The sequence below is a fragment of the Oleiharenicola sp. Vm1 genome, assembly GCF_047777955.1.
Lineage (GTDB): Bacteria > Verrucomicrobiota > Verrucomicrobiia > Opitutales > Opitutaceae > Didemnitutus.
Window position 1 is genome coordinate 1,558,394 of the sequence record NZ_CP180537.1, and the last position, 18,681, is coordinate 1,577,074.

The window sequence follows — 18,681 nt, forward strand, 5'->3', positions numbered from 1 at the left end:
TGCAACCTGTGTTCGCGACAAGATTCTGCTTGCTTCACCTCGGCGCAGGCTACTGATTAACCGCTCTCTTCCGCTGTCGGGGCGTAGCTTAGCCTGGTAGAGCGCTACGTTCGGGACGTAGAGGTCGTGAGTTCGAATCTCACCGCCCCGACCATTCGCCGCCTTTTCAGGCGGCGTTTGTGTTTCCGCTCGTCGCTTGGACGCGAAAGGAGGGCGAGCCGTAGAGCCTCTCGAACTGGGATTCCACTCGTTCCGCGCCGAGCAAAAGAAACGCGGCTCGGGCGAAGCCGCTCATCACCCCCAATCCGATTCCGAGACCGAGGTGGTGTGCGTCCGGGTATACGCAGAGCAGCGGAAAGAACAGGAACGACAGAAGCAGCCAGACTAGCTTCCTTTTCGTCACGCGCTCCAGACGCAGCAACACCGAGATGCTGGAATCGCCTTCGGTGCGAAGCCGCACCTGTGCCGCGTAGCGAAACGGAGCGAAGCGACCGCCGGAAGGCGCCGAACAGAGCAGATCGCAGCCATCGGGCCTGACCGTGCCCCGGACGTGCTTCCAGCGCGGCAACGAAGCGACGAGGACCGCCAGAGCTTCATCACGACTTCGAAAGCCTCGGGCGAGGAGTGTCTCTTGGGTGAACATTCGATGCGGGCGAATCGACGCCAATGATGGTGCGAAGGCTTCTCGGCGCAGCAATACCGATAAGGCAGACTGCACTGCCGGGCCCAAACGAAACAACCCGCGCTGCACCGCGCGGGTTGTTGCAGTCTGGGCTATGGCCCCAGGTTCACTCCCGCCAGAGCTGGAGCGAACGAAGGTAGTTGCCGCGCTCGTAGGCCTCGGGGTCCGGGCAGTTGCGCAGGCTGAGCGCGCCGCGCATCTCGGAGACGGAGGTGTATTCGAACTTCTCCATCCAGAGCTTCAGCTCGGTGAGGATGTTGCCGAGCGTGTCCGGGCCGTCGCGCAGCAGCGCGGCGACGATCTGGACGGCGTCGGCGCCCGCGAGCAGGGCCTTCACGACCTCGGCGGCGCTGTGCACGCCGCCGGAGCAGGCGAGGCTCAGCTTCACCTGGTCGCGGAGCAGCGCGAGCGCGCGGAGGCGCAGGCGCAGGTCCTCGGGCGAGGAGAGGCCGAGCCGCGGCACGACATCGAAGGTCTCGATGTCGATCTCGGGCTGGAAGATCCGGTTGAACAACACGACGCCGTTCACGCCGGCCTCCTCGAGCTCGGCCACGAGGTGGACGGGCGAGGTGAAGAACGGCGAGAGCTTCATCGCGATCGGGACCTGCACGCTGGCGCGGACGGTGCGGGCGATCTCCAGCACCCGGTCCTCGATCTCGGCGGACGATTCGTCGCGCCGGGTGGCGAAGAAGTAGGTGTTGAGCTCGATCGCGTCCGCCCCGGCCTTCTCCATCAGGCGGGCGTAGTCCGTCCAGGACCCAAGGTGCGTGCCGTTGAGCGACGCGATCACGGGCAGGCTGGTAGCGGCCTTGATGGCGCTGAGACGGTCGAGGTATTCGTCCGGCCCGAGCAGGTAGTCCTGCCCCTGGGGGAAGAACGACGTGGCCTCGGCGAAGTTGTCCTGCCAGCGCTCGATGTGGCGCGAGACGGCGACGGCGTTGCCCTCGATCTGCTCGGCGAACAGCGAGTGCATCACGATCGCGGCCGCGCCGGCGTCCTCGAGCTTGCGGATGTTGTCCAGGCGCATCGCGAGGGGCGACGCGCCCGGCATCAGCGGGCTCTTGAGCTCGAGGCCGAGATACTTGGTCGTGAGGTTCATGGGGTGGGGCGGGTTTCCTCAGTTGTTCGGTTTGACCTCGGTCGCGGGCGCCGCCGGGGCGGCGGGCTTCGGCGCGGCGGCGTTGGCCGCGAGCTGCTGGTAGCTGGCGACGCGCTTGTCGACGGCCTTCTGGGCCTGGTCGGCGAGGTTGGCGGCGCGCTCCGGGTTGGCCTTGAAGAGCACCTGGTAGCGCAGCTCGTTCTTCGTGTAGGCGCTGAGCGGCTGCTTGGGCGCGCCCGAGTCCATCACGTCGACCGGCAGGCCCTTCTCGGCGCGCTCCGGATCGTGGCGGAACAGCGGCCAGTAGCCGGTTTCGACGGCGAGCTTCTGCTGGTCGAGGCCATTGGCGAGCGAGTAGCCGTGCGCGATGCAGTGCGAGTAGGCGATGATGAGGGACGGTCCGGGGTGCTTCTCGGCCTCGATGAAGGCCTGCACCGTCTGGCTGTCCTTGGCGCCCATCGCCACGCGGGCGACGTAGACGTGTCCGTAGTGCGCGGCCATCTGCGCGAGGTCCTTCTTGTCGGTGTCCTTGCCGGCGGCGGAGAACTTCGCCACCGCGCCGAGCGGTGTGGACTTGGAGCGTTGACCGCCGGTGTTCGAGTAGACCTCGGTGTCGAGGACGAGGATGTTGACCTTGCGGCCGCTCGCCAGGACGTGGTCGAGGCCGCCGAAGCCGATGTCGTAGGCCCAGCCGTCGCCGCCGATGATCCACACGGACTTCTTCACCAGGTAGTCCGCGAGCTCGAGCAGGCGCTTGGCGCGCTCGTCGGAAGCGAGGGCGGGGAGGAGCTTCTTCAGCGCGGCGACGTGGCCGCGCGCGACGGCGATGCCGGCGTCGGTGAGCTGGTCGGCGGCCGTGATGCCGGCGACGATCTCGGCGGGCAGCTGCGGCGCGAGCTCCTTGAGGAGTTGCTGCGACTGGACGGCGAGCTGGTCGACGCCGGCGCGGATGCCGAGGCCGTATTCGGCGTTGTCCTCGAAGAGCGAGTTGGACCAGGCCGGGCCGCGGCCATCACGATTCGTCGTGTAGGGCGTGGTCGGCAGGTTGCCGCCGTAGATCGAGGAGCAGCCGGTGGCGTTGGCGACGAGCAGGCGGTCGCCGTAGAGCTGGGTGAGCAGCTTCAGGTAGGGCGTCTCGCCGCAGCCGGTGCAGGCGCCGGAGAACTCGATCAGCGGCTCGCGGAATTGCGTGCCCTTGACGGTGTCCTCGAGCAGCGCGGTCGGGGCCGGCGGGAGCTTCAGGAAGAAGTCGAAGTTGGCGCGTTCCTGGGCGACGAGCGGCTCGACCGGGGCCATCATGAGCGCCTTGCGCTTGAGGTCGGTCTTGTCCTTGGCGGGGCAGACCTTGTGGCAGAGCGTGCAGCCCGTGCAGTCCTCGGGCGCGACCTGGATCGAATATTGGTAGTTCGGCGCGGCGGCGCTCTTGAGCTTGGTGCTCTTGAACGTCTCGGGGGCGCCGGCCTTGTCGGCGTCGGGGAACGCGGCGCAGCGGATCGCGGCGTGCGGGCACACCATCACGCACTTGTTGCACTGGATGCAGAGCGCCGGATCCCAGGTCGGGATTTCGAGCGCGATGTTGCGCTTTTCCCACTTGGTGGTCGCGACGGGCCACGTGCCGTCGATCGGGAACGCGCTGACGGGCAGCTCGTCGCCCCGGTTGGCGAGCATCATCGCGGTGACGCGCTGGACGAACTCGGGCGCGGACTGGGCGACGACCGGCGGACGCGAGAAGCGGGCGGTCACGGCGCCGGGGACCGCGATCTCGTGCATCGCCGCGAGCGCGGCGTCGACGGCGGCGTTGTTCTTCGCCACGACGGCGTCGCCCTTCTTGCCGTAGGTTTTCTTGATCGCGTATTTGATGGCGGCGATCGCCTCGTCGCGCTTGAGCACGCCGGACAGCGCGAAGAAGCACGTCTGCATGATCGTGTTGATCTGGCCGCCCATGCCGGCGGCGCGGGCCACGGTGTAGGCGTCGATCGAGTAGACCTTGAGCTTGAGCTCGATGATGCGCTGCTGGACCTCGCGCGGGAGACGGTCCCAGACCTTGTCGGCGGGCGTGGCGACGTTGAGCAGGAGCGTCGCGCCCGGGCGGGCCTGAGCGAGGACCTCCATGCGCTCGACGAAGGGGAAGTGATGCACCGCGACGAAGTCGGCGTTGGCGATCAGATACGGCGCGCGGATCGGCTTCGGGCCGAAGCGCAGGTGCGAGATGGTCATCGCGCCGGACTTCTTGGAGTCGTAGACGAAGAAACCCTGGGCGTTGAGGTCGGTGCCTTCGCCGATGATCTTGATCGAGTTCTTGTTCGCACCGACGGTGCCGTCCGCGCCGAGGCCGAAGAACATCGCGCGGCGCGTGTCGTCGGTCTCGAGGTCGAACTTCTCGTCGTAGGGGAGGGAGAGCTTGGTGACGTCGTCGTTGATGCCGACGGTGAAACGCTTCTTGGGCGACTTGGTGGCGAGGTCGTCGTAGACGGCCTTGGCCATCGCGGGCGTGAATTCCTTCGAGCCGAGGCCGTAGCGGCCGCCGACGAGCTCCACCTTGCCCACGCGATCGCTCTCGTAGAGCGCGGCGGCGACGTCGAGGAAGAGCGGCTCGCCGATCGCGCCCGGTTCCTTCGTGCGGTCGAGGACGGAGATCTTGCGGACGGACTTCGGCAGCGCCGCGAGCAGGGCGTTGGCGTCGAGCGGACGATAGAGGCGGACCTTCAGCACCCCGGTCTTCTGGCCCTTGGCGTTCAGCCAATGCGCGGTTTCGGCAACGGTCTCGGCGCCCGAGCCCATGACGACGACGACGCGGTCGGCGTCCGGCGCGCCCTCGTAATCATACAGCTTGTAGGCGCGGCCGGTGCGGACGGCGAAGCTGTCGAACAGCTCCTGCACGACGCCGGGGACGGCATCATAGAACTTGTTGGCGCCTTCGCGCGCCTGGAAGAACACGTCGGGGTTCTGCGCGGTGCCACGGATCGACGGACGGTCGGGCGTGAGCGCCTTCTGGCGGAACGCCTCGATCGCGCCCTGCGGCAGGAGGGCGCGCAGGTCGTCGTCGGAGAGGAGATTGATCTTCTGCACCTCGTGCGAGGTGCGGAAGCCGTCGAAGAAGTGGATGAACGGCACGCGCGTGCGCAGCGTGGCGGCGTGGGCGATGGCGGAGAAGTCGAGCGCCTCCTGCACCGAGTTGGCGCAGAGCATCGCGGAGCCGGTCTGGCGGCAGGCCATGACGTCGCCGTGGTCGCAGAAGATCGACAGCGCGTGCGTCGCCAGCGAGCGCGCGGTCACGTGCAGCACGAACGGATGCAGCTCGCCCGCGATCTTGTAGAGATTCGGGATCATCAGCAGCAGGCCCTGCGAGGCGGTGAACGAGCTCGCCAGCGCGCCCGCGTTGAGCGCGCCGTGGAGCGCACCGGCGGCGCCACCCTCGGACTGCATCTCGATGACCTCCGGAACGTGGTTCCAGAGGTTCTTGCGGCCCTGGGCCGACCATTCGTCGACCCACTCGCCCATCGGCGACGACGGCGTGATCGGGTAAATGGCGAAAAGTTCGCTCAGGCGGTAGGCGACGGTGGCGACGGCCTCGTTGGCGTCCAAGGTCGCGGTTTGCGGGACAGGGCGTGAGATCATGGTGGAAAGCTGCGGCTTGGCCGCGCTCTTCTTGTATCCGCTCCGGGCTCCGCTCTCTCCGCGTCCCTTGGCCAATCGTGCGCACAGCCTTCGCAGCCTGCGAACCCGGCGGATTTTCGCTCCGCAACTTGCTGTCAGCCAGCGAGGCACCGGAGCCGGGGCGCCGCCCTCCGCGGCGCGTGAAATCGACCAATTTCCCCTTGCCAACCCTGCCGCGGCTCTCTGTTTTCGTCCGCTCTCGTCATGCAAAAGACCAAAAAGTCCGTCGCCAAGCGCTTCAAGCTGTCCGCCAAGGGCAAGCTGATCCGCCGCACGCCCGGCTTCCGTCACCTGCTGGCCTCGAAGAGCACGAAGTCCAAACGCCGTGCTTCTCGCGACAAGCTCGTGGCCGATGGCCATGCGGAGCCGCTCAAGCGCTGCCTCCCGTTCGGCCTCTAAAACCCGCCGCAACGACAACCACAACTTCGCCAGGCGGGTGAACGTCTAACGAACCGACCCGCCGGCGACCAAAACCAAAACTAAACATGGCTCGTGTCACCAACTCCCCCGCGTCGCGCAAGCGCCGCAAGAAAGTGCTGAAATACGCCAAGGGCTATTTCGGCAACAAATCGAAGCTGTTCCGCTACGCCAAGGAAGCGGTCCAGCACGCCTGGCAATACGCCTACATCGACCGCAAGAAGAAGAAGGCCAACATGCGCGGCCTTTGGATCGTGCGTCTCAATGCGGCCTGCCGCGAAGCCGGCATCAGCTACAGCCGCTTCATCGAAGGTCTCAAGGCCGCCGGCATCCTCCTCGACCGCCGCCAGCTCTCCGAGATCGCGATCGCCGACGCCGTCGCCTTCAAGGGCCTGGTCGCGAAAGCCCAGGCCGCGTTGAAGGCGAAGGCCGCCAAGGCCTGAGCCACACACACGCGAGCCGGCTAGAGGCTCGCCTTCGGTTTCACAAACCACTTCCCTGAAGGACGGGCTGCTCACCGCACCCGTCCTTTTTCTTTTCCGATGCAAGACACCCTGAACGCCCTTCTCGCCAAGGCGCCCGCGGAACTCGCGGCGCTGAAGTCGCGCGCCGAGTTCGAGGCCGCGAAGGCCCGCTACGTCGGCCCCAACGGCGAGTTCACCGCCCTGATGAAGCAGCTCGGCACCGTGCCGAAGGAGCAGCGCCCCGTCATGGGCAAGCTGATCAACGAGGCCAAGGGCCAGCTCCAGGCCCAGCTCGACGCCACGCTGCAGCGCATCGCCGACGCCGAGATCGCCGCCCAGCTCGGGCCCGCCGTCGACCCGACGCTCCCGTCACCCGACGCCGGCCCCGGCACCTACCACCCGCTGACGCAGGTCCGCGAGGAGATGTGCCGCATCATGCGCAAGGCGGGCTTCACCGTCGTCGAAGGCCCCGAGGTCGAGACGGAGTATTACTGCTTCGACGCGCTCAACACCGCGCCCGATCACCCGGCGCGCGACGCGCAGGACACGTTCTATTTCCCCGAGGCCGCGCGCTTCGGCAACGTCTCCAAGAAGGTCGAGGGCGAGAAATACCTCCTCCGCACGCACACCTCGTCCGTGCAAATCCGCACCATGCTGAAGGGCCAGCCACCCATCCGCGTGATCTCGCCCGGCCGCGTCTACCGCCGCGACACCACCGACGCCACCCACAGCGCCAACTTCCACCAGCTCGAAGGCCTCTACGTCGATAAGAACGTCACCGTCCGCGACCTGAAGGCGATGCTCGACTACATCTTCGCCTCGCTCCTCGGCAAAGGCACGACGACGCGCTTCCGCCCGCACTACTTCAGCTACACCGAGCCGTCCTTCGAGGTCGACCTCTCCGCCAAGCACCTGCCGAAGGTGAACAAGGAGTGGATCGAAATCGGCGGCTGCGGCATGGTCGATCCGGCGGTGTTCGAGGCCGTCGGCTACGACCCCAACGTCTGGAGCGGCTACGCCTTCGGCATGGGCCTCGAGCGCCTCGCGATGCTGGTCTACGGCATCGATGACATCCGCTACTTCTACCAGAACGACGTCCGCTTCCTGAAGCAATTCGCGTGACCCTTTGAAACGCCAAGGCGCGAAGGCGCAAAGAGTCTCCTTGCCGTCCTTCGCGACTTCGCGACTTCGCGTTTAACACCACTTCCGCTCCGTGAAAATTTCCCTCAACTGGCTCAAGCAATACGTGAACCTCGACGGCGTCTCCGTCGACGAGCTCAAGCGCGCGATCACCTTCGTCGGCTTTGAGGTCGAAGGCGTGGCTACCGCCGGCCTGCCGCCGCTGCAGAACGTCGTCGTCGGCGAGATCAAGACCCGCGACAAGCACCCGAACGCCGACAAGCTCTCCGTCTGCACCGTCGACGTCGGCGCCGCCCAGGGCGGCGTCCGCACCATCGTCTGCGGCGCGCCCAACTGCGACGCCGGCAACCGCGTCCCGGTCGCGCTGCCCGGCGCCGTGCTGCCCGGCGATTTCGTCATCAAGCAGTCCAAGATCCGCGGCCAGCAGTCCGACGGCATGATGTGCGCCGCCGACGAGCTCGGCCTCGGCGACGACCACGCCGGCCTGCTCCTCCTCGATCCGGCCACGCCCATCGGCACGCCGATCAACGCCGTGCTGCCGCCGGGCGACACCGTGTTCGACATCGAGATCACGCCCAACCGCCCCGACGCGCTCAGCCACATCGGCATCGCGCGCGAGATCGCGGCGTGGTTCCGCAAGGACGTCTGCTACCCGCAGGTGAAGTTCCGCAACGAGACGCAAGGCTTCCGCGGCGACATCCTCGCCGACATCCGCGTCGAGGCGCCGGAGGATTGCCCGCTCTACGTCGGCATCGCCATCGCCGGCGTGAAGGTCGGCCCGAGCCCCGCGTGGATGCAGGAGCGCCTCAAGGCCGTCGGCCTGCGCCCGATCAACAACCTCGTCGACGTCGGCAACTACGTCATGCTCGAGCTCGGCCAGCCGCTGCACGTCTTCGACGCGAAGAAGATCGGCGGCCGCCAGATCGTCATCCGTCGTGCGGTCGACGGCGAGAAACTCACCACGCTCGACGGCAAGGAGCGCGCGCTGAACAGCCGCATGCTCGTCATCGCCGACGAGAGGGCCCCGATGGTCGTCGCCGGCATCATGGGCGGCGCCAACGCCGAGGTCGACGCGACCACGACCGACGTCGTGCTCGAAGCCGCTTATTTCCGCCCGCAGTCGATTCGCTGGACGTCCAAGCGCCTCGGCCTCGCGTCCGACTCCTCCTATCGTTTCGAGCGCGGCGTCGATCCGCACAGCACGCTCGAGGCGGCCGGTCGCGCCGTCGACCTCCTCCTCGAGACCGCCGGCGGCACCGTCGTCGGCCCGTCGTTCAAGATCGGCGGCGAGCAGCCCTGGTCGCGCGAGATCAAGGTCACGCCGGCCTACATCCGCGCGCGCCTCGGCTTCGACATCGCCGACGCCGAGATCCGCGCCGCGCTCACCGCGCTCAATCTCGCCATCGTCGGCGAGAGCCAGCTCGCCGACGGCACACCCGAGTGGACGGTCGACATTCCCAGCTACCGCGGCGATCTCGATCGCCCGATCGACCTCGTCGAGGAAGTCCTGCGCATTTACGGCACGGAGAAAGTCCCGCCGGCCCCGGCCGTCGGCCCCGCGCTGCCGGAGGCGGAGGACGATCCGATCGCGGTCTTCAACCGCAAGGTCACCGACTACCTCGTCGGCCAGCATTTCCACGAGTGCGTGAACTACACGCTGCGTTCCGCGAAGGAGCTCAAGACCTGGGTCTCCGACGCCGCCGCGCAGGAACTCGCGCTCTCGAATCCGTTTGTCGAGGACCAGTCGAGCCTGCGCCCGACGCTCGTGCTCGGCCTGCTCGAGTCGCTCAAGCTGAACCAGTCGCGCGGCCTCTCCGTGTCGCGCCTTTGCGAAACCGGCCGCGTCTTCGTCGAGATGAACGGCACGGTGCACGAGTGCGTCGGTGTCGGCTTCGTCATCGCCCACAACCCGAAGGACCGCGCCTGGCTCGCGCGTCCCGAGCCGGATTTCTACGCGGTGAAACGCCACATGGAGATCCTGCTCGCGCAGGCCGGGCTCAACCTGAACGCCCAGCCGCTCGTGCCGGTCACCGGCGCGTTCTGGGGCTGGCAGGAAGGCCACGCGGCCGCCGCGGGCGAGATGAAGGGCGGCTGGGCGGCGCGCTTCGGCCTGCTCAACCTCGCCATGGTCCGCGCGGCCGGCGTCGAGGGCAAGGTCTGGGGCGGCATGTTCGCCATCCTGCCGGAAAAGCTCTCGGCCGAGAGCGGTCACCGCCGTTTCCAGAACTTCAGCCTGTTCCCCGCCGCGCTGCGCGACATCGCGCTCGTGGTCGACGCAGCGCGTCACGCCGAGGACGTGCGCAAGCAGCTCCTCAAGGTCGCGCGCCAGGCCGCCACGAAGTTCACCGTCGAGAGCGTGGATGTCTTCGACGTCTACCAGGGCACCGGCCTGCCCGAGGGCAAGAAGAGCCTGGCGTTCTCGCTCTCGTTCCGCTCCGGCGAGCGCACGCTTACGGACGACGAGGTCAATGCCGCCTTCGCCGAGATCCAGAAGAAGATCACGGCCGACGGCACGATGGCCGTCCGCGCCTAGGCCGCGCTGCGCCTGTCTTTTCGAGCGCCGGCCGCGGCCGGCGCTTTTTTATTTCCCCGCGACGGGCTTTCTCTGGGTGAACCCCGTGCGCGTCATCTCGCCCCAGGATTTCTGCTTCCGGAAATACTGCCAGATGCCCTCGATGCGCCAGAGCAGGTTGAGCTGCCGGTAGCCGAAGTTCTCCGCGATCGCCGCGAACGCGAGCAGCACCATGTCGCGCTTGCGCGTCGTCCGGAAGAGCGCGAGTTCCGCCAGCACGAGCGCGCTCATGCTCAGGAAGACACCGTAGAGCACCACCACCGCGAAGAACGCCGCGGCGAACTTCCAGCTCAGCAGCCCGGCCCAGCAGAAGAGGGGCAAGAGGACGAACCCGGCCAAGTCGAGCGCCGGTCCGAGCAGGTCGAAGAACACGAACATCGGCAGGCCGAGGAATCCGATGCGGCCGTAGCGGGGGTTGAGGATCATGCCGCGGTGACGCCAGAGCACCTCGCAGAGGCCGCGCTGCCAGCGCGTGCGCTGGCGGCGGAGGATCGTCAGCGATTCGGGCGCCTCGGTCCAGCAGACCGGATCGGGGATGAAGAGGATGTGATACCGCTCGCCGCGTTCCCGGAAATGGCGGTGCAGCTTCACGATGAGCTCCATGTCCTCGCCGACCGTGCCGTGGGTGTAGCCCCCGACCTTCAGCACGGCGCTGCGCTTGAAGAGGCCGAACGCGCCCGAGATGATCGAGACCGTGTTCATGCGGCTGAGCGAGAGCCGGGCGATGAGGAAGGCGCGCAGATACTCGATGACCTGGAACAGCGGCAGCAGCCGCCGCGGCGCGCCCTCGTTCACGACCATGCCGCCGTGCACTTCGCAGCCGTTGGCGATGCGGATCGTGCCGCCGACCGCGATGAGGTTCTGCGGGTGCTCGACGAACGGCCGCGCGGCCTTCAGCAGCGAGTTGTGGTCGAGCAGCGAGTCGGCGTCGACGCCGCACACCAGCGGATGCTGCGCGTAGTTCATCGCGGCGTTGAGCGCGTCGGATTTGCCGCCGTTCTCCTTGTCGATGAAGAGCAGGTTGGGGTAGTCGCGATGCCGGTAGATGCCGCGGATCGGCTTGCACGGCGCGGGGTGCGGGCGGACGAGGTCGGTCCGCTCCAGCTTGAACGCCTCGATCACGGCGCGCGCGGTGCCGTCCTTGGAGCCGTCGTTGACCACGACGATCTCGTAGCGCGGGTAGCGCAGGGTGAGCAGGGAGCGGATGTTTTCGACGATCGTCTTCTCCTCGTTGTAGGCGGGGACCAGCAGCGTGATGCCGGGGATCGACTTCGCGCTGATCATCCAGGCGGCGTCGGCCCGGCGGTCGGCCTCGCGGGCGCGGTGCAGCTCGAAGAACGCGAGCGCGGTCTGCACGGTGTAGAAGACGTATTGGATGGCCGCCGAACCGAGGACGAGCCAGCCGAGGCCCGACGCGATCTCCATCGCCACCGTTCGCATCGGGTCAGGCATGCGACGGCTCCTGCTGTTTTTCGGTCCAGAATTGCCGGGCGCCGGGCGCCAGGAAAGCGTGCTCGCGGCTCAGCAGGTCCCGGCCCGCGGCGCCAAGTTCCCACATCGCCGCGGCGGCGCGGTAGCTCGTCCACCAGTCGGTCGTCTGGCCGAGCCCCTTGAGCGCGGGCAGGAGTTCCGGGCCGCCGAGCCTGCCGGCGCATTCGGCGGCGGCGCGCTGGACATCGGGCTCGGGGTCCGCGAGCCCGGCGGCGGCGAGTTCCCCGGCGCGCGGGTCGCCGAGTTCGCGCAGCGCGACCCAGGCGGCCGCCCGGACTCGCGGCGAGGCGTGCTGCCGGAGGGCGGCGATGGCGGCGAACGCGTCGTGGACCTGGGCGCGGGCGAGGGCGATGGCGAGCGTCCGCAACCACTCCGGCGGCAGGTCGCGGCCGAGGAGCGCGACGGCCTCCGGCTGCAGGCTGGGCGGCAGGCGCGCGCACAACTCGGCGAGGCTCAGGGGCGGATCGTCGCGGTCGAAATCCAGCTGCGCGAGCAGGCGCTGCAGCGAGGGGATGCGGTCCCGCGCCAGCAGGGCGCGGGCCGCCACCCGCCGCACGCCGGCATCGCGGTCGTCGAGCGCCGCGGTGAGGGCCGCCAGGCTGCCCGGGTCGTCGAAGTGCGCGAGCAGCGCGCAGGCCCGCTGGCGCTGGGCCGCCCGGCCGTGGACGATCTGCCGCTGCGCCTCGGCGCGGAAGCCGCTGCGCTCGAGCAGCGCGACCAGTTGGGCCTGGTCGCGGCCCTTGGTTTGCTCCACGAGGGATTGCAGCACCCGGCCCAGGATCGCCCGCTTCCACGCGGGGAGGGCGGAGGGACGGTCCGTGGCGTAGCCGGCGAGCTGGTCGAGCGCGTAGCCGGTGAGCTCCTCCTCGGCGGCCGCATGGCGCCGCGCCCGCCGCAGGCGCCACACCCGCAGGAGAAAGACACTCAGCCAGACGAGGAGCGAGGCGAGCGCGAAGGAGACGCAGCTCACCGTGATGGCCCGGAGGAGCGCGGCCTCAAAAGCGGGTGTAGACGCCGACATGAATCGCGTTGCGCGTGGGTGCTCCGCCCGCCCATTCATGCGTCAGATCGACGCGGATGCCCCGGACCAGCGAGAAGTCGCGCGCCAGCCCGCCGAAGATCGCGCGCGTGCGCAGCTCGCGCGTGAAGTCGAACACCGTGCTCGAGAGCGACTCGGAGCTGTCGGCGTAGCCCAGGTTCCAGTGCCAGCGCTCGTCGGGGTCGCCGTCCAGCCGGAGCTGCCAGCCGTCGGTGTAGTGGCGGTTGAGGTTGCGAGTGAAGAGCACCTTGCCGGTGAGGGCGACGCGCTGGTTGAGGTATTGCGTCGCGCCGAGCCAGAGCGAATGCGCCGTGCCGGGCGCGTAGGTGGCGGCGCGGTAGTCTGCGAGCAGCAGGGTCGGGGGAAGGCGCTCGTCGCCCTTGCGCGCGCGCCAGGCGCCGCCGAGGGCGAGCATGTGCCGGGCGAAGAAGTCGGCGGCGGGCGTCGCGCTGAGGCGGACGTAGCCGGACCAGTCGTCGTTGAAGCGACGGTCGAGGCCGAGCGTCCATTGCGTGTCGTCGGCCCCGAAGCGGTGGGCGCGCTCGAGGTTCAGGGCGACGCCGGTGCGGGGGTCGAGCGCGTAGCGAAGGGCGGCGTCCCACCCGTGCCAGTCGTCGCGCTCCTGGCCGGAGAAACGGCTGTATTCCCACCCGAGATCGACGCGCCAGGGGCCGGCGTGCTTGACCGATTCGAGCCGCTGCTGGATGTCGGCCGAGTCGGGCTCGATCTGATGGGCGCGCTGGTAGAGCTGCTGCGCGTCGTCGAACCGTTCCTGGAAGCGGCGCACGTCGCCGCGGCCGATCAGGGCGTCGGTGTTGTTCGGGGCGGTGCGGAGGATGTTGGCGTAAGCGGCGTCGGCGGCGTCGAGCTGGCGCTGCCAGGTGAGCACGCGGCCGAGCATGTTGATCGCCTCGAGGTTGTCCGGATGCCGGGCGATGATCTCGCGGAAGATTTTCTCCGCCGGGGCGAGCTTGCCCGACCACGCGAGCACGCGGCCGTAGCCGAGCTGCAGGTCGGCGTCCTGCGGGGCGAGACGCACGGCGCGCTCGAAAGTGGCGAGCGCGTCATCGTAGCGCCCAAGCCATCCCTGCACGGTGCCGAGCTGGAAGAGCACCCGGGTGTCGGTGGGATCGGCCGCGGCGAGCTGCTCGAGCAGGGCGGCCGCCTCGGCGTGCCGGCCGGCCTGCTTGGCCGCCAGCGCTTCGTCGAGCGTCGCGGCCGGCGCCGCCGCGGCGAGGGCCGTCGCGAACAGAACGGCGGCGACGCGGCCGAGGCACGCGGGGGGAGTCATGTCTGCAGGATTTTGCGCACCCGCACGACGAGCTCGTCGGGGCTGAAGGGCTTGACCATGTAGTCGGAGGCGCCGGCGCTGAGGCAGCGCACGACGTCGTTCTCCTGGCTTTTGCCGGAGAGCATCAGGATGGGCACCGCGGAGAGCGCCTCGTCGGTCTTGAGCTCGCGCAGGGTGCTGTAGCCGTCCTTGATGGGCATCATCAGGTCGAGGATGACCAACTGCGGGTTCGTGGCGCGTGCGCGCGCGATCAGGTCCTCGCCGTTGGCGACGACGTCGACCGCGAAGCCCTCGCGCTTCAGCTTGAACTCGATCAGGCGGCGCGTGGTGGGATCGTCCTCGGCGGCGATAATCCGGGCGGGCGCGTGGGAAGGGCTGGACGTGCTCGTCATCGCAAGGTGACAGAATAGCCAGAATGCCGGGCGGTCAATGGTCAGGTGTGTCGCCGCCGCCCTTGCCAAACGCGCCATTCCGGCAAAAGTTCCGGGCATGAACACACCCCACGATGCCGGCATGACGCGCCGCGAGGCGTTGAAGACCCTGGGCGCAGGCGTTGCGCTCGCGAGTTTGGCGGGAATCGCTGTCCGCGGGACGGCGAAGGAAAACGCGCCCGCGCTTCCGGCGGGCGCACTCGGCTGGGAGCTGCCGCCGCTGCCCTACGCCTACGCCGCGCTCGAACCGCACATCGACGCGCGCACGATGGAGATTCACTACACGAAGCACCATCAGGCCTACATCGCCAACGCGAAGAAGCTCCTCGAGGCGCACCCGGACCTGCTCGCGAAGGGGCCCGAGGCCCTCGTGCGCGATCTCGCGGGCGTGCCGGAGGCGATCCGCACCGGCATCCGCAACAACGCCGGCGGCCACGTGAATCACTCCCTCTTCTGGCAGTTGCTCGCCCCCGCCGGCTCGTCGTCGATCGGCGAGAAGCTCGCGGCCGCCATCGCGCGCGACTTCGGCTCGCTCGACGATTTCAAGAAGCAGTTCGCCGACGCGGCGATGAAGCGCTTCGGCAGCGGCTGGGCGTGGCTGAGCGTGAAGGGCGGCAAGCTCGTCGTGCACTCGACGGCGAACCAGGATTCGCCGCTCAGCGACGGCCTCGCGCCCGTGCTCGGGCTCGACGTGTGGGAGCACGCGTATTACCTGCACTATCAGAACCGCCGGGCGGACTACGTGAACGCGTTCTGGAACGTGGTGAACTGGAAGCAGGCCGAAGCCAATCTTGCCGCGGCGCACGCGTGATGGACGCAGTCGGGCAGGGCCTCGCCCAAGCCGGACTGCCGTCCGCGCGCTATCACCTGTTCCTCTGCCGCGGCCCGGACTGCTGCGCGCTCGAGGACGGCGAGCGGACCTGGCAGCATCTCAAGGCCGAGGTGAAGGCGCACGCGCTGCCGGCGATGCGGACGAAGGCCGACTGCCTGCGCGTGTGCACCGAGGGGCCCTGGCTCGTCGTCTACCCGGACGGCGTCTGGTATTCGCACGTGACGCCGGAGCGTTTCGACCGCATCCGGCGTGAGCATCTCCAGGGGGCGTGCCCGTGGCGGAGTGGGTGAGGGCGACGCAGCCGTTGCGCGCCTGAGCGGCCGCGGCGGGCGGAGGCTCAGTTGTTGGCGATGCCGTCGTCGGACAACTCGCCCTGCAGCTTCTTGCGCAGGCGCTGGTCCTCGATGTCGAGCTTGAGCTGGGCGGCGAAGAGCTTGAGGCGCTGGCGCGTGTCGAGTTCCTCGAGCAGGCGCTGCTTCAACGCGACGTTGTCGCAGAGGTTGAAGACCGCGACGTCGGCGAAGGTGTCGAAGTCTTCGATGGTCTCGAGGAACTGCGTCATGCCCTTGGGGGCCGGGGTGCCGAGGCGGCGGCGGAGTTGCACCAGGCGCAGGACCTCGAGCCGCATGATCTCGAGCTGGGTGTGGTTGCCGCCCGAGACGGTGGTCAGCGGTCGCACGGCGATCAGGCGATAGGGCTGCTCGCGCACGATGGCGCTGATCTCGACCCGGCACACGCCCTGGAGGAGCAGGTTGGAGGTGCCGTCCGCCGCCTCCTGGCAGGCGCGCACGACGCCCACGGAGGCGATGCGATGCGGCGGCTCGATCACGCCCGGCTCGCTGGGGTGCGTCGTGTCGAGGTGGGCCACCGCGAACAGCCGGTTCGTCGCCAGCACGTCGCGCAGCATGGCGCGATAGCGCGGTTCAAAAATGTGGAGCGGCAGGAGCGACTGCGGGAAGAAAACCGTGTTGGGCAGCGTCATGACGGGCACGGTCGGCGGCAGTTCAATCGTCTCCATGCGGGCAAGTTAGGCCGGGTTGCCGGGAAAACAATCGCGGGTTTATGGCGCAGTGTGACAGGCGGCGGGGCGGGAGTTGCGCCAGTCTGGCCCGATGCGGCGACGAGGATGGAGTCCTGCGCGGGGGCGAATATTTTGTAAGTTGTTTATGGTTAAAGCTCATAAAAATGTCCGTGCGCTGGGCACGAGCCTTGCGAAGGGGTTGGCACTATGAGCAGAATTCTAGGCATCGATTTGGGCACGACGAACTCGTGCATGGCCGTCATGGAGGGTGGCGAGCCGGTGGTTATTCCGAATGCCGAGGGTGCCCGCACCACGCCTTCCATCGTCGCTTTCACCAAGACCGGCGAGCGCATCGTCGGCCAGGCCGCCAAGCGCCAGGCGGTGACGAATCCGAAGAACACGATTTTCTCCGCCAAGCGTCTCATCGGGCGCAAATTCACCGAGGTCTCCGAGGAGGCGAAGAACCTGCCTTACAAGGTCGTGGCTGGCAAAAACGGCGACGCCTACATCGAGGTGCAGGCCGGCGACAAGACCGAGACGTTCGCGCCGCAGCAGATCGCGGCGTTCGTGCTCGGCAAGCTCAAGGCCGACGCCGAGGCCTATCTCGGCGAGAAGGTCACGCAGGCCGTCATCACCGTTCCCGCCTACTTCAACGACGCGCAGCGCCAGGCCACCAAGGACGCCGGCAAGATCGCCGGTCTCGAGGTGCTCCGCATCATCAACGAGCCGACCGCGGCCTCGCTCGCCTACGGCCTCGACAAGAAGAAGGACGAGAAGATCGCGGTGTTCGACCTCGGCGGCGGCACCTTCGACGTGTCGATCCTCGAGATTGGCGACGGCGTCTTCGAGGTGAAGGCCACCAACGGCGACACCCACCTCGGCGGCGACAACTGGGACGACGCGATCATCACCTGGCTCGTCGAAAGCTTTAAGAAGGAAAACGGCATCGACCTGCGCAAGGACGCCATGGCGCTCCAGCGCCTGAAGGAAGAGGCGGAGAAGGCGAAGATCGCCCTCTCGTCCGCCACGACCTACGACATCAACCTGCCGTTCATCACGGCCGACGCGTCGGGCCCGAAGCACCTTAACCTCCAGCTCACGCGCGCCCAGATGGAGCGCATCTGCGATCCGCTCTTCGAACGCTGCCTGCAGCCGTTCAAGAACTGCATCAAGGACGCCGGCGTCTCGACCGCCAACATCGACGAGCTCGTCCTCGTCGGCGGCATGACGCGCATGCCGAAGGTCGTCGACATCGCCAAGCAGCTCGCCGGCAAGCAGCCGCACCAGGGCGTCAACCCCGACGAAGTCGTCGCGGTCGGCGCGGCCATCCAAGGCGGCGTGCTCAAGGGCGAAGTCCGCGACGTGCTCCTCCTCGACGTCACGCCGCTCACCCTCGGCATCATGACCGCGGGCGACGTCGCCACGCCGATGATCCCGCGCAACACCACCATCCCGACGAAGAAGGCACAGGTGTTCTCCACTTACTCGGACAACCAGCCCGGTGTCGAAATCGTCGTCCTCCAGGGCGAGCGCCCGATGGCGCGCGACAACAAGACCCTCGGCACGTTCAAGCTCGACGGCATCCCGCCGGCGCCGCGCGGCACGCCGCAGATCGAGGTCACCTTCGACATCGACGCCAACGGCATCCTGCACGTCACCGCGAAGGATCTCGGCACGGGCAAGGACCAGAAGATCACCATCCAAGGCTCCTCCGGCCTCTCCAAGGAAGAGGTGGAGAAGATGACCAAGGAGGCCGAGCTCAACGCCGCCGAGGACGCCAAGCGCAAGGAGGCCGTCGAGGCGAAGAACCAGCTCGATACCACGATCTACCAACTCGAGAAGACCCTGAAGGACTCGGGCGACAAGCTCCCGGCCGACATCAAAGGCAAGTTCGAGGGCGCCATCGCGGACGCGAAGAAGGACCTCGAGTCCGCCGACGTCGCCCGCATGAAGTCCGCCCTGGAAAACCTCCAGAAGATCGGTGCCGAGCTCTACCAGCAGGCCCAGGCCGCGGGTGCCGCTGCCGGCGCCCAGCCGAACGCCGGCGCCGAGGCCGCCGCCGGTGCCGCCGCTTCCGAGCCGAAGAAGGCCAAGAAGGCCGACGGCAAGGTCGTCGATGCCGACGTCGAGATCGTCGACGAGGACAAGAAGTAATCCGCTCTCCGCGAACCCGCGCCGCGCTTGCGACCGGGTTCGCGCCATTTTCACCCCACAATCAACTCCAACTAAACCCACTAAACCAATATGGCTAAAGTGAACATCAAACCCATCGGTGATCGCGTGCTCGTGCAGCACATCGAGGAAAAAGAGCAGATCCGCGGCGGGATCATCATCCCCGACAGCGCCAAGGAAAAGCCGCAGGAGGCCAAGGTCATCGCCCTCGGCACCGGCAAGCGCGACGAGAGCGGCAAGGTCACGCCCTTCGAAGTGAAGGTCGGCGACCGCGTGCTCATTTCCAAATACGGCGGCACCGAGGTGAAGATCGAGGACCAGAAATACACCCTGGTCCGCGAAGACGACATCCTCGGCGTCATCGGCTGACGCC

Annotated in this window: 16 protein-coding genes and 1 tRNA gene; 9 read left to right on the top strand and 8 right to left on the bottom strand. The window is 67.9% G+C overall.

The features are described 5' to 3' along the window. The first annotated feature begins 77 nt into the window (after nt 1–77). A tRNA-Pro gene (locus ACMYLB_RS08080) sits at nt 78–154 on the top strand. Nucleotides 155–166: 12 nt separating this feature from the next. On the opposite strand, the gene ACMYLB_RS08085 is transcribed toward ACMYLB_RS08080, so the two are convergent. The 3 genes from ACMYLB_RS08085 to nifJ form a co-directional block, all read right to left on the bottom strand. Further along, entirely contained in the window at nt 167–643 is a 477-nt protein-coding gene (locus ACMYLB_RS08085; protein ID WP_415910422.1) for a hypothetical protein, read from the bottom strand. A 145-nt stretch (nt 644–788) separates the two neighbouring features. Next, entirely contained in the window at nt 789–1,781 is a 993-nt protein-coding gene (locus ACMYLB_RS08090) for a dihydroorotate dehydrogenase-like protein (protein ID WP_415910423.1), read from the bottom strand. Nucleotides 1,782–1,799: 18 nt separating this feature from the next. Continuing rightward, nucleotides 1,800–5,399 carry a pyruvate:ferredoxin (flavodoxin) oxidoreductase gene (gene nifJ, locus ACMYLB_RS08095; RefSeq protein ID WP_415910424.1) on the bottom strand — a complete coding sequence of 1,200 codons (3,600 nt, stop codon included), beginning with the start codon at nt 5,397–5,399 and terminating at the stop codon, nt 1,800–1,802. 243 nt (nt 5,400–5,642) lie between these two features. On the opposite strand from nifJ, the gene rpmI reads away from it, so the two are divergent. The 4 genes from rpmI to pheT all read left to right on the top strand — a co-directional run bounded on the left by rpmI (nt 5,643) and on the right by pheT (nt 9,992). Beyond that, nucleotides 5,643–5,837, top strand: a complete 195-nt coding sequence (gene rpmI, locus ACMYLB_RS08100; RefSeq protein ID WP_415910425.1) for a 50S ribosomal protein L35 — start codon at nt 5,643–5,645, stop codon at nt 5,835–5,837. Nucleotides 5,838–5,923: 86 nt separating this feature from the next. After that, nucleotides 5,924–6,298: a 50S ribosomal protein L20 gene (gene rplT / locus ACMYLB_RS08105; protein WP_415910426.1), complete on the top strand. Its 375-nt coding sequence runs from the start codon at nt 5,924–5,926 to the stop codon at nt 6,296–6,298. Nucleotides 6,299–6,397: 99 nt separating this feature from the next. Then, nucleotides 6,398–7,441, top strand: coding sequence for a phenylalanine--tRNA ligase subunit alpha (gene pheS / locus ACMYLB_RS08110; protein WP_415910427.1), 1,044 nt, complete (start codon nt 6,398–6,400; stop codon nt 7,439–7,441). A gap of 91 nt (nt 7,442–7,532) precedes the next feature. After that, a complete protein-coding gene (gene pheT / locus ACMYLB_RS08115) occupies nt 7,533–9,992 on the top strand; it encodes a phenylalanine--tRNA ligase subunit beta (RefSeq protein WP_415910428.1) in 2,460 nt (819 codons plus the stop codon). A gap of 48 nt (nt 9,993–10,040) precedes the next feature. Here pheT and ACMYLB_RS08120 read toward each other — a convergent pair whose 3' ends face one another. Genes ACMYLB_RS08120 through ACMYLB_RS08135 form a run of 4 tightly spaced genes read right to left on the bottom strand, consistent with a single transcriptional unit; the run spans nt 10,041 to nt 14,244 of the window. Continuing rightward, nucleotides 10,041–11,483, bottom strand: coding sequence for a glycosyltransferase family 2 protein (locus ACMYLB_RS08120; RefSeq protein WP_415910429.1), 1,443 nt, complete (start codon nt 11,481–11,483; stop codon nt 10,041–10,043). Then, complete coding sequence (locus ACMYLB_RS08125) at nt 11,476–12,543, bottom strand: HEAT repeat domain-containing protein (RefSeq protein WP_415910430.1); 1,068 nt, start codon at nt 12,541–12,543, stop codon at nt 11,476–11,478. Before ACMYLB_RS08125 ends, ACMYLB_RS08120 begins: the two co-directional genes overlap by 8 nt. Then, nucleotides 12,518–13,852, bottom strand: a complete 1,335-nt coding sequence (locus tag ACMYLB_RS08130) for a YaiO family outer membrane beta-barrel protein (RefSeq protein WP_415910431.1) — start codon at nt 13,850–13,852, stop codon at nt 12,518–12,520. Before ACMYLB_RS08130 ends, ACMYLB_RS08125 begins: the two co-directional genes overlap by 26 nt. Then, nucleotides 13,849–14,244, bottom strand: coding sequence for a response regulator transcription factor (locus ACMYLB_RS08135; RefSeq protein ID WP_415910432.1), 396 nt, complete (start codon nt 14,242–14,244; stop codon nt 13,849–13,851). The genes ACMYLB_RS08130 and ACMYLB_RS08135 overlap by 4 nt, the downstream gene beginning before the upstream one ends. Nucleotides 14,245–14,341: 97 nt before the next feature. Between ACMYLB_RS08135 and ACMYLB_RS08140 the strand changes: the two genes are divergently transcribed. Continuing rightward, nucleotides 14,342–15,094, top strand: coding sequence for a superoxide dismutase (locus ACMYLB_RS08140; protein ID WP_415910433.1), 753 nt, complete (start codon nt 14,342–14,344; stop codon nt 15,092–15,094). Continuing rightward, complete coding sequence (locus ACMYLB_RS08145; protein ID WP_415911052.1) at nt 15,094–15,405, top strand: (2Fe-2S) ferredoxin domain-containing protein; 312 nt, start codon at nt 15,094–15,096, stop codon at nt 15,403–15,405. Before ACMYLB_RS08140 ends, ACMYLB_RS08145 begins: the two co-directional genes overlap by 1 nt. A gap of 47 nt (nt 15,406–15,452) precedes the next feature. Here the strand turns inward: ACMYLB_RS08145 and ACMYLB_RS08150 are convergent, their stop codons facing one another. After that, the gene (locus tag ACMYLB_RS08150; protein WP_415910434.1) at nt 15,453–16,133 is read right to left on the bottom strand and encodes an LON peptidase substrate-binding domain-containing protein; all 681 of its coding nucleotides are present in this window, start codon (nt 16,131–16,133) and stop codon (nt 15,453–15,455) included. 210 nt (nt 16,134–16,343) lie between these two features. Here ACMYLB_RS08150 and dnaK point away from each other — a divergent pair, with 210 nt between their 5' ends. Together dnaK and ACMYLB_RS08160 are read left to right on the top strand one after the other, a co-directional pair. Continuing rightward, nucleotides 16,344–18,290, top strand: a complete 1,947-nt coding sequence (gene dnaK / locus ACMYLB_RS08155) for a molecular chaperone DnaK (protein WP_415910435.1) — start codon at nt 16,344–16,346, stop codon at nt 18,288–18,290. A gap of 90 nt (nt 18,291–18,380) precedes the next feature. Further along, complete coding sequence (locus tag ACMYLB_RS08160) at nt 18,381–18,677, top strand: co-chaperone GroES (RefSeq protein WP_415910436.1); 297 nt, start codon at nt 18,381–18,383, stop codon at nt 18,675–18,677. Nucleotides 18,678–18,681 lie beyond the last annotated feature (4 nt).